This window comes from Nonomuraea sp. NPDC051941 (assembly GCF_044593615.1).
The window spans coordinates 117,522-133,157 of record NZ_JBIUCF010000023.1 but is presented as its reverse complement, the minus strand read 5'-3'; the positions used below and the strand labels follow the sequence as shown (position 1 = coordinate 133,157).

The window sequence follows — 15,636 nt, the reverse complement described above, 5'->3', positions numbered from 1 at the left end:
GCGCCGTGACCCGGTGCCCGGCACGGCCCGACCTGATCGAGGGACTTCGCATGAGACACGGCCCCGCGGTCCTGCTCCTGGTGCTCGGGGCGGCGGTCGCCCTGGTGGGAGGCTGCCTCGCCCGTTCCGCCGAACCTGGATCACACGACCGGCATGCCTCGCATCCGCCCGCTGCCGGCGCCGTCCTGCCCGCCACGGCCACCGGGTTCAACGGCACCGACACCGCCTGGCTGCAACTGATGATCGCGATGGAGGAGCGGGCGCTGCTTCTGCTCGACCTCGGTGCGGGAGGCGAGGGTTCGCCCGCCGTGCGAGGGCTGGCGGGCCGTCTCCGGCAGGCTCACGCAGCGGAGTTGCGACGCCTGCGGGCCGAGCTCGGCCGTACCGGACTGCCTGCGCGGAACCCGCACGAAGGGCACGACATGCCGGGCATGGCCACCCCGGACGAGCTGGCGGCGCTCGGGGCCGCCACGGGCGGCGCCTTCGACCGGCTCTTCCTGACCCGGCTGAGCGAGCACGTCGAGCAGACGGCCCTGGTGTCCCGATCGGAGCAGGTCTCCGGGGCGGACCGCGCCACCAGGGACCTCGCCGCCGCGATCGTGCGAAGCCGGACGGCCGAGCGCGGCCTGCTGAACGAGATCGAGATACGAAGGGGACGTGTGTGACCGACGACGACATCGATCGCCTCGTGAGCAAACTCGACCTGGAACAGAAGGCGCGGCTGGTCACCGGTGCGAGCGTGTGGCGCACCGGCGCCGAGCCGGACATCGGGCTGCGGGCCATGGTGTTCTCCGACGGCCCGGCCGGCGTCCGCGGGGAGGGCTGGGACGAGAGGGACACCTCCCTGACCCTGCCCTGCCCGACCGCGCTAGCGGCCACCTGGGACGAGCACCTGGTCGGCCTGCTCGGCGGGCTGCTCGCCGGCGAGGCGCGGCGCAAGGGGGTGCACGTCCTGCTCGCCCCGACGCTGAACCTGCACCGCTCGCCGCTCGCCGGCCGCCACTTCGAGTGCTACTCGGAGGACCCGGTGCTGGCCGGCCGTATCGGCGCCGCCCTCATCGGCGGAATCCAGGCGGGCGGGGTCGCGGCCACCGCCAAGCACTACGTCGCCAACGACTCCGAGACCGAACGGCTCACCCTTGACGCGCGAATCGACGAGCGGACGCTGCGCGAGCTGTATCTGGCGCCGTTCGAGACCGCGGTGGCGGCGGGCGTGTGGGTCGTCATGTCCGCCTACAACGCGGTGAACTCGATCACGATGTCGGAGAACCCGCTGCTGGCGAACCCGTTGAAGGACGAGTGGGGGTTCGACGGGGTGGTGGTGTCGGACTGGGGGGCCGTCCGGTCCACGGCTCCGGCGGGCCGGGCGGCGCAGGACCTCGCCATGCCGGGCCCGGAGGGCCCATGGGGGCCGGCGCTGGCCGCCGCCGTGCGCGACGGGCAGGTGCCCGAGGCCGCGATCGACGACAAGGTCAGGCGGCTGCTTCTGCTGGCCGCCCGGGTCGGCGCGCTCGGCCTTCCGGCGGACGACCCCTGGCCGCCGGACCTCCCGACCGGCCCGGCGTCCGGGGCTCCGGAAGGCGAGCGCGCGGCGCGGACGCTGCTGCGGCGCGCCGTCGCGGCCAGCGCGGTGCTCCTGCGCAACGAAGGAGGGCTGCTCCCCCTGGACCCCGACCGGCCGCGCCGCGTCGCGGTGCTCGGGCCGAACGCCGTCACCCCCCGGATCCAGGGCGGCGGCAGCGCGGGTGTGTACCCCCGGCGCACGGTGTCGCTCCTCGACGGCATCCGGGAAGCCCTGCCCGCCACGGTGGAGGTGGTCCACTGCCCCGGCGTCTCGCACGGCGCCCGTCCCACCCCCCTCGGCACGGCCAACGCCCGAGATCCGCGCACCGGCGAGCCCGGCCTGCTGGTCCGGCTGCTGGACGCCGCCGGCCGGGAGATCCACGCCGAGCACCGCCTGACCGGCCACATTCCGGAGCCGGCGCGCACGGTGCCCGCCCGCGCGGCGGTCGTCGAGATCCGCGCGCTCCTGCGCCCCGATGTCACCGGGCCGTGGGAGCTGGGCGTCGCGGGCTGGGGTCGCGTCACCCTGGAAGCCGACGGCCGCGTGCTGATCGACGAGGAGGTGGAACGCGACACCGACGACCCGGCGACCGTGCACCTCTCCCCGCCGTACCGGACGGCCCGGCTCCCGCTCGAGGCGGGCCAGGACGTCGAACTGGTGTCCCGGCGGCGTCTCGACCCCGGAAGCGGAGTGGCCTCGGCGCTGGCCGCCGGCCCGCCCCGGCCGGAGGAGACGGCCGGGCTGCGGGCCGCGGCCGACCTCGCGCGCTCCGCCGACCTTGCCGTCGTGGTGGTGGGGACCGGTCAGGACGCCGAGAGCGAGGGCGCCGACCGGACGGACCTGAACCTCCCCGGCCCCCAGGACGAGCTCGTCCGGACGGTGGCGGCGGCCAACCCGGCCACCATCGTGATCGTCAACGCCGGTGGCCCCGTCGCCCTCCCGTGGCGCGAGGAGGTGCCGGCCGTGCTGCTGAGCTGGTTCCCCGGGCAGGAGGCGGGGCACGGGCTGGCGGACGTCCTGTTCGGGCGGGCCGAGCCCGGCGGCCGCCTGCCCGTCACCTTCGCCGGCCGGTCCCTGGTCTCCACCGTTCCCGTGGACGGCACGCTCACCTACGCCGAGGGCCTGGACATCGGCTACCGTGCCTGGCTGCGTCGGGCGGAGCCTCCGGCGTACTGGTTCGGGCACGGGCTGGGCTACACCTCCTGGGCGTACGAGGAGCTGTCGGTGCCCGCCGAGGCCGCCCCGGGGCTGCCGGTGACGGTCCGCGTACGGGTGCGCAACATCGGCGAGCGGCCGGGGCGCGAGGTCGTCCAGGTCTACCTGGCGCGACCGGAGACGTCCCTCGCCCGCCCGCCGCGCTGGCTGGCGGGCCACGCCATGGCCGAGGCGCGGCGCGGCGAGAGCGTCGAGGTGGACGTGCGGCTCCCGGCCCGGGCCTTCCAGCACTGGGACGCCGGGCAGGGCGCCTGGCGCACCGAACCCGGCGGCTTCACCGTCCTGGCCGGCCGCTCGTCGGCCGACCTTCCGTTGTCCGCCGCCGTATTCGGGTGAACCGCCTTGGAGAGCGCTCTCCCCCTCTCTGCTATAAAGCCCACATGACCCCTCGTCTCCCGGCATCGCAATCCCTCCCCACCCTGGAAGACGTGGCGCGCGTGGCGGGGGTCTCGCGCGCCACCGTCTCCAGGGTGATCAACGGCATCCGCAACGTCGATCCCGCGATCCAGGAGAAGGTGCGCCACGCCATCAGCGCGATCGGATACGTGCCCAACTCGGCGGCGCGGTCTCTGGTGACGAGGAGGACCGGCGCGATCGGGCTGGTCGTCTCCGGTGCCGGGGACGGCGACGACGACCAGCGCTTCACCGTCTTCACCGACCCGTTCTTCGGACGCGTGGTGGCCGGCGTCGTGAGCTTCCTGAGCACGCGCGGCGTGCATCCCACCCTGATGTTCGCCGAGACCGACCAGAGTCGCGACCAGATCGTCACCTACCTCCGGCAGGGCAACGCCGACGGGGCCGCGCTGGTGTCCACCCACGCCGAGGACCCCCTTCCCGCGCTCCTCGTCGAGGCGCGGGTGCCGACGGTGCTGTTCGCCAAACCGGCCCGGCCCATCCCCATCAGCTACGTCGACGTCGACCACCGGGCCGGGGCGAAGCTCGCCGCCGACCATCTGTGGGCACTGGGGCGGCGGCGGATCGCCACGATCTCCGGCCCGCTCGACGTGCCCGCGAGCCAGGAGCGGCTGGCCGGCTTCCGCGACGCCATGGCGGCGCACGGCCACTCCTACATCCCCTGCGCCGAGGGCGGGTTCACCTACGGCAGCGGGGAGGCCGCCATGGAACGGCTCCTGGCCGAACATCCCGACCTCGACGGCCTGTTCGTGGGCAACGACCTCATGGCCCAGGGGGCCCTTCCCGCGCTGCGGCAGCACGGCCGCCGGGTTCCCGAGGACGTCGCGGTCGTGGGCTTCGACGACAGCAGCGTGGCCACCGCCTGCCGTCCGCCGCTCACCACGGTCCGCCACCCGGTGGAGGACATGGCCGCCGAGATGGCCCGCCTGCTCCTGGCCCGCATCGAGGAGCCGGGCCTTCCGCCGACCTCGGTGATCTTCGATCCGGCTCTCGTCGTCCGCCAGTCCGCCTGACCTCCGCCGCGGCCCTACGGGGTGTGTCCCGTCAACGCGTTCGCCGGGGGGTACGACCGGCCGGTGATGCGCGCGATGTGGGCGTCGCGTTCCTCCTCGGTCCTGGGGCGTCCGGCGATCCCCGGCCGTTGCTGCCACGGTTTCGGGCCCTGCGACCGGCGGAACTCGATCCCCATGGCTTCCAGGCGCAGCAGGTGGGTTTCCATGCGCTCGCGGAAACCGGGCAGGTCACGCAGGCGGGCCGGAGTCCACAGGACTTCCGCGATCGCCGCCAGGCGGGGGAAGGCGAAATAGTCGACCACACGTCCGGAGTCCATGTACTCCGTCCAGATGTTGGCCTGGCCCCCGATCACATGGCCGGCCTCCTCGGGAGAAAGCTCCGCGGGCACGGGCTCGAAGGCGTAGACGCGGTCGAGGTCCAGGACGACGGACTGCGGTATCGGCTCGGTGTCCAGGTCGGACTGCCGGTAGTCGAGATAGGCGTGGTTGTCGGGGCAGCTGATCACATCGTGTCCCCGGCGGGCCGCGACGACGGCGCCGGACATGCCGCGCCAGGACAGAAGCGTCGTCCCGGCCGGCAGGTCGCCTTCGAGCAGGTCGTCCCAGCCGAGCATGCGGCGGCCGTGCCCGGCCAGGTGGCGGCCGATGCGTCCCAGGAACCATCCCGGCAGCCGGTCCACGCTGTCGAGCCCGAGTTCGGCGGCTCTGGCCCACAAGGCGGGATCGTCACGCAGGCGGGTCTTCGGGGCCTCGTCGCCGCCCACGCAGACGTACGGCGACGGGAACAGCTCGATGACCTCGTCCAGCACGTCGCAGAAGAACCTGACGGTGTGCTCCTCGGCGTTGAGCACATGATCGTCGATGCCCCAGCGGGTCCACACCGGCAGTAGCTCCGCCCCGGCGCCCAGTTCGGGGTAGGCGGCCAGGGCGGCGCGGACATGGCCGGGCATCTCGATCTCCGGCACGACGGTGATGAAACGTCCGGCGGCGTAGGCGACGATCTCGCGGATGTCGTCATGGGTGTAATAGCCGCCGTGCGGCCGGCCGTCGGTGCCCGCGTCCGGCCCGGAACCTAGCTGTGTCTCCGTACGCCACCCTCCCACCGAGGTCAGACGGGGGTAGCGGCCGATCTCCAGACGCCAGCCCTGGTCGTCGGTGAGGTGCAGGTGGAGCCGGTTGAGCCGGTGCGCCGCCATCTGGTCGATGAGCCTGAGCACGCCGTGCACCGGCATGAAGTGCCGTGCGACGTCGAGCAGGACGCCGCGCCACGGAAAGCGCGGCGCGTCGGTGACGGTGGTCGCGCCGATGACCCAGTCCGTGCCGGGGGTGATGGGTGAGCGGCGGTGTACGGCGGGCGGCAGCAGTTGCAGCAGCGTCTGGCAGCCGTAGAACACGCCTGCGGGGTCGCCGCCCTCGATGCGCACGTGGTCGGGGGTGACCCGCAGCCGGTAGGACTCGGGGGCGAGATCGGGCTCGAGTTCCAGCCGGATCGAGCCGGACGCCGACTCGCACAGGGGCAGCCCGGTCCCCGCGCGCAGGGCGCCCTGTAGCCACGCCAGGACTCCGTGCAGGGCGTCCGGCGCCGTCAGGCCGGTTTCCGTGGTGAGGGCGAAGGCGCCGCGGGCCGGGACCACGGCGGCGGGCAAGGGGACGAGGCTCATGCGGCTTTCCTCACAGGTCGCGGGAGGGCTTGACGGCGGCGCGCGGACGACGTCGACGGTCGTATGGCGTGGACGGGTTGCGGCCCGGACAGGCCGCGCACCATCACGGCCTGTCCGGGTGCTCCCACGTAGCGGTTCAGTAGAGCCGGGTGATCTTCCACCTGTTGAGGTTGAAGCCGCCCGTCACCGCGTAGACGCCGAACTGGTGTGTCCCGGCGGGCAGGTCTACTTCACGGGAGATCGTCCGGTAGCTCGACCAGCTCCCGGTGTTCGGCACGTCGATGTTTCCGAGCGGGGTGGCGCCCTCGTTGACGTCCAGCGAGATCACCCCGCCGTTGTTCGGCGACGCGACGCGGTACTCCACCAGGTAACGCCCGGCCGACGGGATGGTGACTCCGCCGAAGGCGATCCAGTCGGTGCTGTCGAAGGAGCCGACGTGCTGCCCGCCGCCCGTGTCGGGCGTGGGCTCGGTGATGACGCCCTTCATCGCGCTGTAGTTCTCGGCCTCGAAGGTGCGGGTGTGGCAGCCACCGGGCGCCAGCTCGCAGATGTCGGCCCGGTTGGTCGACACCTTGAGGTCGTCGTACCAGATCCAGGAGTCGTTGGCGGGCGCGAAGGTGGTGTCCGCCCCGCCGAAGAAGGAGGAGAAGTAGGCCCTGTCGATCAGGTCGCCGTTGCGCACGAAGCGCAGCCCGGTGACGGTGGCGGCCGAGACGCCGTTGTAGAAGATCTCGATTTCGCCGTCGGGGTTGGCGTTGCCGTTGGTGACGGTGTTGACCTTGAGCCTCTGGACGACGTTGAACCACTCCCCCCGCGGATAGAGGATGTCGGCGCCGTTGCGCTTGAGCACGGCGTAGTCGCCGTACTGCCCGGCGTGACCCATGTGGTAGTAGTAGATCGCCGCTTGGCCGTTGTTACGCCGCCAGATCATGCGCGAGCTGAAGCCGTTGTAGCCGTCGCAGACCTGACCTCCCGAGCACGCGGCGCCGCCCGCCAGACCGAGTCCCAGCTTCCCGGCGAACTCCGTGGTGCCCCAGCTGAAGTCGCTGCTGTAGCGCGCCCAGTAGGACAGGTAGTACTCACGGGCCGGGGTCAGCGCGAGCGGCGCCTGGGCGCCGGAGTCGGCCGGTCCGATCTTGCCCTTGGGGTAGAAGACGCGCAGCGACTTGCCGCCCGAGTGGTTGAAGTTGTAGCCGTCGATCCAGGTACGGGTGTCCATGCCCTCCTGCCAGGGCGCGCTCCAGCCGTCGGCCGCCCACTGGCTCAGGGTGTAGGCGGTGCCCCGTTCGGGCCGTTCGAAGGTGTTGACGCGGGGTGCGGCCAGGGCGGTGCCGGGGATGAGGGCGAAGAGGGAGACGAGTGCGGTGAGGACCTTTCCTCTCATGGGCTGGCTCCTGTTCAGAGATCGAGGACGAGCGTGCGTCCCCAGGGGTGACGCCCGGCTTCGGTGAAGCCGAGCGCGGCATAGAAGGCCAGGGCCCGGACGTTGGTCTCGGCGACGCCGAGGTGCAGGCCGGGCACCTGCCGTTCCCGCAACGACGTGATCAGGGCCGACATGAGGCGGTGGCCCCAGCCCTTGCTCCGCAGTCGCGCGGTGAGCTTGATGTGCGCCTGGGCCGGGTGGCTGGTGAACCAGGGCCGAGGCGCGTCCGGGTAGTCGTGGATCACATCGACGTAGCGGTGGTCGAGGGTGCCGTCGCCGGGATCGGAACGGCGGGGGTACTGCTCGCGCAGCACCGGCCACCAGTGCTCGCGGGCCCACCCGAGGAACTTCTCGGTGGACGCGGTGGCGACGACGTAGCCGCCGATCCCCTGCTCGTCGGCGACGACGAAGGCCAGGCCAGGATCGGCGACCGCGTACGGCCCCGCATAGAGGTGACCGGGCAGGTCGGGGGCGTGGAAGCGGGGCGCCTCCGCCCGGCCCTGCCCGTCGACGAGCAGGCACACCCGGTAGATTCCGGCCAGGTCGGCAGGATGGTAGGGCCGCAGGAGCGCCGCCATCGCGAGCTCCTAGGAGACCGTGACGGCGACGGTGACCCTGTCGCCGGATCGGACGTATTTCACGGACCGTCCATTCAAGGTGACATTTCGTACACCTGGCGCGTGGACCGAGATCTCATACCGCCCGGTCGCTCCGCGCGGCACGGTCAGCCGCAGCTCGGACCCGGCGTAGGCCACCGACGCCCGCTCGATCGGCTGCGAGACCTTGACCCAGTCGACACCGTCCACGGAGACCGCGGCGCGGCGCATCAGGTCCACGCTGACCGGTGTGCCGTTCGCGGCCCGTCTGAGCAGCGCGTAGCCGGAGTCGAAGAGCACGTCGTCGCGGAGGCCGGCGGTCAGGTCGACCCGCACGTGCCCGTCGGCGATTCGCCGGGCCTCGCTCACGGCCGGCCGATCCGCCCGCGAGCGGGTCTCGATCAGCGTGGTGAACCGCGTCCGCGCCGTCCCTTCCCGTCTGGCCAGCAGGAACGGGATGGGCTTGCCGGTGGTGGCCTCGCCCGGCCCGCTGGTGTGCAGGACCCCGGTCGAGGTCGGCTCCAGCGACCGCAGCGAGAGCACCGCCGTGTCGGAGGTCCACTGCGCCTGCCACCGCCCGTCCGCCGCCGTGCCCTCGGCGACCCGCTTGAGCCGGTGGTAGCCGAAGTCGGTGTCGGCCGGGTCGAGCACGCAGTCGCCGCACGGCGGCGGCGTCATGGCGGGCCCGCTCACCTCCAGCGTCCCCTGCCCGTGCCACGACTGGTCGTAGCGGTGCGCGGTGCTCCCCGAGGCGTCGAACACGTCGAGTGTGTAGCGGTCGGTCATCAGGTCCGCACGGCGGATGGCCACGTCCCCGTCCTTGGCTCCGGCGTCGGCCACCCGCAGCCCGGGGGTGGTGCCGAAGAAGTTCAGCGAGCCGCGCATGGTGCGGTCCTGGCTTCGGCCGTCCACGACGACCGTGTTGTGCGAGACGCTCTCGCGGTACCAGTTGTTGGTCAGGTCGGCGTTGTCTGAGCCGTAGACCATGCCGAGGTCGGTCGACTGCAGCCCGCCGCCGGTCACGTCCACGTGCAGCTTGTCGGCGTGGCCGTGGCTGCCGCCCGGGATGCCGTGGTCCATCCGGATCGCGTCGGTCTGGAAGGGGTCCACCGCCGAGCCGTACAGCAGGGCGACGTCGTCGAAGAAGCCCACGCCCCTGTCCGAGACGAGTGACACCCGCGCCGCGACCGCCTCACGCGGAACCGCGCCGTGCACCCCGGCGGCCTTCCAGGTGCCCGAGAAGGCCGTGGAGACGGGCTCGGTGGTCGTGCCGTCCTTCTTCACGAACGACAACTCGATCCGGCCGATCCCCTGGACCCGTGCCTTCAGCTCGACGGTGCCGACGAGGCCGCCGGTGACCGGGATGTCGCTGCTCCAGCGCCCTTGCGTGGCCGTCGCCGCCGAGCCGCCGCGATAGGCGAGCGGCGAGATCGCCGTGCGGCCCTCGCGGGCCCAGGACGTGCCGCCGTCCTCGAAGCCGCCGTCCCGGGCCAGGTCGGCCGGCCACAGGTCGAGCCGCTCGAAGCTGCCGTCGATCGCCAGCCGTACGGCACGCGCCTTGACCGGCACCTGGAGCTCCTTCTCTCCCTCGGTTGCGCTGACCTTCCTGCCCTTCCGGTCGAGGAAGGTCAGCTTGACCGATCCGCGGCCCAGGGCCGACAGCCGCAGGTGTGACAGGCGGGTGCCGTCCACCGGGAAGGTCTGGGTCGCCTGGCCCGTCACTGCGCCCTTCTTCCAGGTCCCGGTCAGCGCCCAGAAGGCCGGCTTGCCCGCGTCCTCCAGTGCCGCCTCCGTGAAGTCCCCGTTGGGGACGAGGTTGGCCGGCTCGCCGCCGCGCAGCACGGTCTCGCCCAGGCCGCGGAAGGTGGTGCTGCGCTGCCGTACACCCGGGCTCTTCGGGATCTCGTCGGCGCCGTACCGCAGCGCCCACCGGTCGCCTCGCGGCTGGCCGAGATTGTGGTAGGCCAGCCCGAGCCCGGCGGCGAAGTCGGGGTCGTCGTAGGTGGCATAGGCCCATTCGGCGAACATCGTGAAGTTGGGGCCGAACCTCCGTCCCCAGGTACCGCCGTCACCGGCCGCGGGGACGGTCAGGTCCGGATACAGGTACGGCAGGAGCGTGGTGTACATCGACTTGAAGCGCGGATCGTGCGGGTAGTCCTTCTCCCGCGCCGAGATGGCGACCTGGGTGAGCGCCTGGAGCGCGTACAGGTGGTAGCTGGCCGAGCCCTCCCACCACCAGCCGTCGCTCACGATCGCCTTGTCCAGCAGGAACTCGGTGTCCTTCAGCGCGGCATCGCGCAGTCCGGCGTCGTCGATCGCCGCGCCGACCCCGTGCACCGCCGCGGCCGTCCAGGCCTGGAAGTTGGAGGTCGCCATCGGGCTGGAGATCAGCAGCTCGGCCAGCGGGCGCAGCAGATTGCCCTCGATGTTCACCCGCTCGGCCTCGGTGAGGCCGTCGCGGATCAGGTCGTAGGCGTCGATCAGCCCGATGGCCGCGACCGCCTCGTCCAGCGACTGGTAGTGGATGCGCCCGTAGAGCGGGTTGAGCGGCACGGACAGGAACCGGTCGGCGTAGTAGAGCAGGATGTCACGCGCTTTGGCCGCGTACTGCTCACCGCCGGTCACCCGGTAGGCGAGCGCCAGGTCGGAAGCGCCCTGCGCGGCGTTGTTGTGCCAGATCTCCACCCATGCGCTGTCGTACGGCTCGCCGCTGTAGGTCTTGCCGTCGAGCGGGCACTTATGGCTCGTGGGGCTGTCGTAGTCGAAGGTCAGCATGGTGTTGGTGCCGGGACATTTGAAGTTGCCGCTCCAGCCGCCGTGGAAGACCGTCTTGTCCAGCGGCCTGCCCAGCCAGGCGTCGGCCTCCGCCTTGACGGTGGTGTCGAAGGCCTTGGCCGCCCACGGCCGCCCCGAGATGCGCTCGCGCAGGGTGTCCAGCTCCGCGGGCGTCGCGTAGACCCGAGGTTCGCCGCCCTTGGCGGTGGCCTCCTCCACCGTGAGAGTGGCCCGCTGTGCCGATGCCGCGTCACCACTGGGCGTGGCGGTCAGTACGGCGGAGCCCGGAACGGTCACCGTGACCAGGGTGGACTCCCCCGGCTTCAGTGGCGCGGTCACCGCCGGGCTCACCGTGCCGCGGTCCACCGCGAGCCGCAGGGTGTCGGCCACGGCGCGCCGGTTGGTGACCGTGACCAGGAACGTGGCGTCGCTGCCCGGCGCGGCCTTCTTGGTGGCGCGTTCAGGGTAGAGCCAGGCCGACCCCGGCGTCACCCGCACGTCGTCCACCCACATGGTGCCCGTGGAGGTCTGCACGGTGTTGATGATCTGGACCCGCGTGGTCAGCGGCGGCACCTTGAAGGTGCCCTCCACGGTGCTCCAGTCCCTGGTGCCGGTGAGGATGCCGCCGAGCAGGCCGGAGCCGGTGTAGACGGTGGTCCCCGCGCTGTCGACGTAGCTGAAGTTGAGCGAGACGCGGGCCGCGCCGGGGAAGTCGGTGTAGTCGGCCAGGGTGATCGCGTCGAGCTTCACCTTGGCGGAGATGTGCACGATGGGGGTGGTCGTCTGGTTGAGCGGGACGGTGACGTACCCGCCGATCTTCCTGGTCGGCGAGCCGTCGATCCGCATCGACCGGCCGCCCTCCGCGGCCACCGTGGTGTCGATCGCGTAGGTGGAGCTCTGCCACGGCGTGCACCAGGCGGGCGCCGGGCAGGCTTCTGTGGAGGGCGTGGTCGTCTCGAACCCGGGGTTCGGCACCAGGTTGGGCCCGTCGGCGGCGACGGTGGCGGCGGTGGCGGGCGTCGCCTGAAGCGGTGTCGAGGCCACGATCAGCGCCGCCAGTAAGGCGGTGATCTTCTTCATGCCGCCTCCAGCCACGCGTCGCGGTGCCGGGCGACGAACTCGTCGTCCACCAGCTCGGGGTAGGCGGCGATGACGCGGTCGAGCTCCTCGGCCTGGCCGGGCGACAGGCCCTCGGCCGGGTCGAGCAGCCGTACCTCGGCCAGCAGGCCCTGGCGGCGCAGCACCTCGTGCACTCCGGCGATGCAGCCCGCGAACCCGTGCGCCACGTCGAAGACCGCGCCGTTGGCGTCGGTGAGCCGCGCGGCGAGCGTGAGCAGCCCGGCGTCCACCTGTCCGCTCCTGACCGCCGCGTGGGCGCGGTGCAGCAGCTCCACGGCCCGGTGGGTCCACACCGCCGTCTGGCCGAGCAAGCCACCGACGATGCGCTTGACCACCGGCTTGCCTTCCACCTCCACCGAGAACTCGGTGAGCAGGTCGACCAGGATGTTGTCGTCGTTGCCGGTGTACAGGGCGATCTCCTCGGCCCGGCCGGACTCACAGACCGCCCGGACCACGTCAATCGTGCGGTAGCGGTCGAACGGCGCGATCTTCACCGCACGTAACGCCGGGAGCTGGGCCGCCCGGCGCCAGAAGTCCACGCCGAGGACGCGACCGCCCACGGCCGGCTGCAGGTAGAACCCGCAGAGCGGCAGCACCTCACCGATCTCGGCCAGGTGGGCGACGAGCTCGTGATCGGGCAGGTGGTCCAGGCCGCGCAGGATGACCATGGCCAGGTCGTAGCCCAGGGAGGCGGCCAGCTCGGCCTCGCGGACAGCCTCGGCCGTACCGCCTGCCACGCCCGCGACCAGCACCGGGGCCGGGCCGCTCGCCCGGGTGCCGGCCGTGGCGGCTTCGTCCGCGGCCAGCCGCAACACCGGCTCCAGCAGACCCACCGCACGGATGCCGAACTGGGTGGTGTGGACGCCTACGGCGAGGCCACCCGCTCCGGCGTCGAGGTAGTACCGGGTCAGCGCTCGCTGGCGGCGCTCGTCGAGCGCGCCGTCGGCGGCGATGACGAGGGGGTGCGCGGGGATGATGACGCCTTCCAGCAGGGTGCTTGCTGCGGGGGGCGCCAGGATGGCTGGCATCAGAAGCGTCCTTCTCGTTCTTGGAAATGGGTGGCCTTGCCGTGCACCGCTCCCCCGGAGGCCACCCAGCGGGCGGTGGCGTCGAGCAGGCGCATCAGCGGGACGGTCGGGTAGCCGAACAGGGCGTGCGAGCGTGCGGCGTTGGAGAGCAGAGCCGTCGGCTCCTCGCCACCGGTGAAGCGCGGCGTGACCCCGAGGCGGGCGGCCAGCTGTCCGGCCAGCCAGCGGACCGACGCGGTCTCGGGTCCGGCCATGTTGAGGATCAGCGGTGGGGTGGCGCAGTGCTCGAAGAGGCGCAGCGTCATGGCGTTGACGTCGCCCTGCCAGATGACGTTGACGCTGCCCGTCGCCAGGTCGATCGGCTCGCCCCGGTGGACGGCCTGCGCCAGTTCGAGCAGGACGCCGTAGCGCATCTCGACGGCGTAGTTGAGGCGGACGATGGCGGCCGGGGTGCCCTGGACGCGCGAGAAGTGCTCGATGATGCGTTCGCGGCCGAGGCAGGACTGCGCGTATTCACCGGCCGGACTCGAAGGGGTGGCCTCGTCGGCTCCGCCGCCGGCCACCGGGACGAGGGGGTAGACGTTCCCGGTGGAGAAGGCGACGACGCGGGATTCCGGGAAGCGCTGCATGACGCGTCCCGGCAGGTAGGTGTTGAGCGCCCACGTGCCGGGTTCGGAGCCGTGCGTGCCGAACTTGCGTCCGGCCAGGTAGACGACGCGCTCGGCCTCGGGCAGGCTGGCCAGGTCGGCGTCGTCGAGCAGGTCGGCCCGGACGATCTCCACTCCGGCTTGCTTCATGAACGCCTCGTCCTCGCCGGAGAGGGTGCGCGCGACGGCGATCACCCGGGCGGTGGAACGGCGGGCGTCGAGGGCCCGGCGGGCCATCACCGCGAGGCCGGGGCCGATCTTGCCTCCGGCGCCCAGCAGCATCAGGTCGCCCGCGGTGCGGGCGAGGCCGTCGGCCACGGCCTCGGACGGTGTGGAGAGCGCTTCGAGCGGATCGTTCAGGTTCTCGATCATCGGATGTCCTCCGACATCAGCGAGCGGAAGGCGGACAGCGCCTCATGCAGGGGCGCGGCCTGCGGGTACCAGGCGGCCTCCCACTCCAGGCAGGTCCAGCCGCCGTAGCCGAGACGGGCCAGTTCCCCGGCGAAGGCGTCGAGGGGCACGGCTCCGGCGCCCGGCAGCACGGGCGCGAGGTCGGTGGTGGAGGTGACGTCCTTCACCTGTACGTGGGCCAGCCAGGGGCGCAGCGCCTCGGCCGTGACGGCCGGGGGCTCACCCGCACGCCACGGGTTGACGACGTCCCAGAGGGCTCCGACGTGCGGGGAGCCGACCTGGGAGAGCACGTCGGCGACGGCGCGTCCGGTGAGGAAGGCGTCATGGGTTTCGAGCAGGATCCGCACCCCGGACCGTGCGGCACTCCCGGCCTCGGCCCGCAGGGTCGTGACGGCGCGGCCCGCCACCCCGGGGTCGTCCGGGTCTCCTCCGAAGACCCGTACGAACGACGCGCCGGCCAGCCGCGCGAGCTCCAGATGCCGGGCGAGCGCGGCCCCCTCGCCCGGCATCCCGACCCGCACGTAGGAGGCGAGGCAGATGATCTCGATGCCCGCTTCCGCGAACCGGGCCCCGACCGTCCGGGCCTCGGCGTCGGTGGCCGTGGGCGGCAGGATCTCGCCGGGGGCACACCGGAGCTCGATGCCTTCGCAGCCGTGCTCGCGTGCCAGCTCGATCACCTGCTCGACCGCCGCGCCGGGGCAGCCGAGGGTGCTGAAGGCCAGGCGGCCGCTCATGCCGGGTTCCTCAGCAAGGCGGAGCCGACCGTTTCCGGGCGGCCGCGGACGGCCGACTCGTAGATCGTCAGGACCGCGGCCACGACGGACCGGCCGTAGTCACCCCCGACCAGCGGCGGGCGGCCCGTCGTGCAGGCGTCGGCGAAGTCGGCGAGCTGCTCGGTGAAGGCCGCCTCCGGGTGGTCCCCGCCCGGCGTGATCTGCCGTTCGGCACCGCCGTCGCTGACGAAGGTGCCCTCGGTGGCCGACCAGCGCAGCGAGCCCCGTTCGCAGATCACGAGCGTCTCGTCGGTGTAGGGCAGGCCGGCGCTGGTGAACAGGAAGCTCGCCTTGACGCCGCTCGACAGGCCGATGACGCCGACCGCGTCGGTCTCGATGTCCAGGCCGCGCCGCCTCCACAGGTGGGCGTGGACCGACTCGATCTCGCCGGCGCCGAGCCACTGGATGCGGTCGAGACCATGGGTGCCGACGTTCATGACGATGCCGCCGCCGGCCGCGACCGGGTCGAAGAACCAGTCGGGACGCGAGCCACGCTCGTAATGGGCCGTTCTGCGGTGGCTGATCGCGTGCACCGGGCCGAGCTCACCGGAGGCCAGGAGCGCCGCGGCCTGACGGGCGTGGGCGCTGAAGCGCAGCACGTGCCCGACGGCGAGCGTCACCCCCGCGGCCTCGCAGGCTTCGATCATCGCGGTGCAGTCGGCGACCGTGGTGGCCATCGGCTTCTCCACCAGGACGTGCACACCCGCGCCGGCCGCGTCCACGGTCATCTCGGCGTGCAGGTTGTGCGGCGAGGTGATGATCACGCCGTCCAGCCGCTCGCGGGCGAGCATCTCCCGGTGCGAGGTGTAGGCGGTGGCGCCCGCCTCCTCGGCCGCGCGCCGCGCGGCGTCGGCGCGGATGTCGCAGACCGCGCCGACCGTGACCTGGGGCAGGTTCCGCGCGGCCCGCAGGTGCAGGTCGCCGACGATGCCGGTGCCGATGAGGCCGAGCCGGAACGAGGGCTCGTTGGTAAGCACAAACAACTCCTTGGCTTGGG

Annotated in this window: 11 protein-coding genes; 3 read left to right on the top strand and 8 right to left on the bottom strand. The window is 72.4% G+C overall.

The window, feature by feature from the left end; genetic code table 11:
- Window positions 1-50 precede the first annotated feature (50 nt).
- The 3 genes from ACIHFD_RS34465 to ACIHFD_RS34455 are packed head-to-tail and all read left to right on the top strand — an operon-like array spanning window position 51 to window position 4,206.
- The gene (locus ACIHFD_RS34465; RefSeq protein ID WP_397370487.1) at window positions 51-665 is read left to right on the top strand and encodes a DUF305 domain-containing protein; all 615 of its coding nucleotides are present in this window, start codon (window positions 51-53) and stop codon (window positions 663-665) included.
- Window positions 662-3,115 (top strand): glycoside hydrolase family 3 C-terminal domain-containing protein, encoded by a 2,454-nt coding sequence (locus tag ACIHFD_RS34460; RefSeq protein ID WP_397370486.1) that lies wholly within the window; start codon window positions 662-664, stop codon window positions 3,113-3,115. The genes ACIHFD_RS34465 and ACIHFD_RS34460 overlap by 4 nt, the downstream gene beginning before the upstream one ends.
- Before the next feature lie 44 nt (window positions 3,116-3,159).
- Entirely contained in the window at window positions 3,160-4,206 is a 1,047-nt protein-coding gene (locus ACIHFD_RS34455; protein WP_397370485.1) for a LacI family DNA-binding transcriptional regulator, read from the top strand.
- Between the two features lie 14 nt (window positions 4,207-4,220).
- Here ACIHFD_RS34455 and ACIHFD_RS34450 read toward each other — a convergent pair whose 3' ends face one another.
- The 8 genes from ACIHFD_RS34450 to ACIHFD_RS34415 all read right to left on the bottom strand — a co-directional run bounded on the left by ACIHFD_RS34450 (window position 4,221) and on the right by ACIHFD_RS34415 (window position 15,616).
- The gene (locus tag ACIHFD_RS34450; protein WP_397370484.1) at window positions 4,221-5,867 is read right to left on the bottom strand and encodes a beta-N-acetylhexosaminidase; all 1,647 of its coding nucleotides are present in this window, start codon (window positions 5,865-5,867) and stop codon (window positions 4,221-4,223) included.
- Between the two features lie 136 nt (window positions 5,868-6,003).
- Window positions 6,004-7,251, bottom strand: coding sequence for a carbohydrate-binding protein (locus ACIHFD_RS34445; protein ID WP_397370483.1), 1,248 nt, complete (start codon window positions 7,249-7,251; stop codon window positions 6,004-6,006).
- Window positions 7,252-7,265: 14 nt separating this feature from the next.
- A complete protein-coding gene (locus ACIHFD_RS34440) occupies window positions 7,266-7,868 on the bottom strand; it encodes a GNAT family N-acetyltransferase (protein WP_397370482.1) in 603 nt (200 codons plus the stop codon).
- A 9-nt stretch (window positions 7,869-7,877) separates the two neighbouring features.
- Window positions 7,878-11,741: an alginate lyase family protein gene (locus ACIHFD_RS34435; RefSeq protein ID WP_397370481.1), complete on the bottom strand. Its 3,864-nt coding sequence runs from the start codon at window positions 11,739-11,741 to the stop codon at window positions 7,878-7,880.
- On the bottom strand, window positions 11,738-12,808 hold the full coding sequence (locus ACIHFD_RS34430; protein WP_397370480.1) for a dihydrodipicolinate synthase family protein: 1,071 nt from the start codon (window positions 12,806-12,808) through the stop codon (window positions 11,738-11,740). Before ACIHFD_RS34430 ends, ACIHFD_RS34435 begins: the two co-directional genes overlap by 4 nt.
- Window positions 12,808-13,827, bottom strand: coding sequence for an NAD-dependent epimerase/dehydratase family protein (locus tag ACIHFD_RS34425; RefSeq protein ID WP_397370479.1), 1,020 nt, complete (start codon window positions 13,825-13,827; stop codon window positions 12,808-12,810). The genes ACIHFD_RS34430 and ACIHFD_RS34425 overlap by 1 nt, the downstream gene beginning before the upstream one ends.
- Window positions 13,824-14,600, bottom strand: coding sequence for a sugar phosphate isomerase/epimerase family protein (locus tag ACIHFD_RS34420; protein ID WP_397370478.1), 777 nt, complete (start codon window positions 14,598-14,600; stop codon window positions 13,824-13,826). The genes ACIHFD_RS34425 and ACIHFD_RS34420 overlap by 4 nt, the downstream gene beginning before the upstream one ends.
- Entirely contained in the window at window positions 14,597-15,616 is a 1,020-nt protein-coding gene (locus ACIHFD_RS34415; RefSeq protein ID WP_397370477.1) for a Gfo/Idh/MocA family protein, read from the bottom strand. The genes ACIHFD_RS34420 and ACIHFD_RS34415 overlap by 4 nt, the downstream gene beginning before the upstream one ends.
- Window positions 15,617-15,636: the final 20 nt, after the last annotated feature.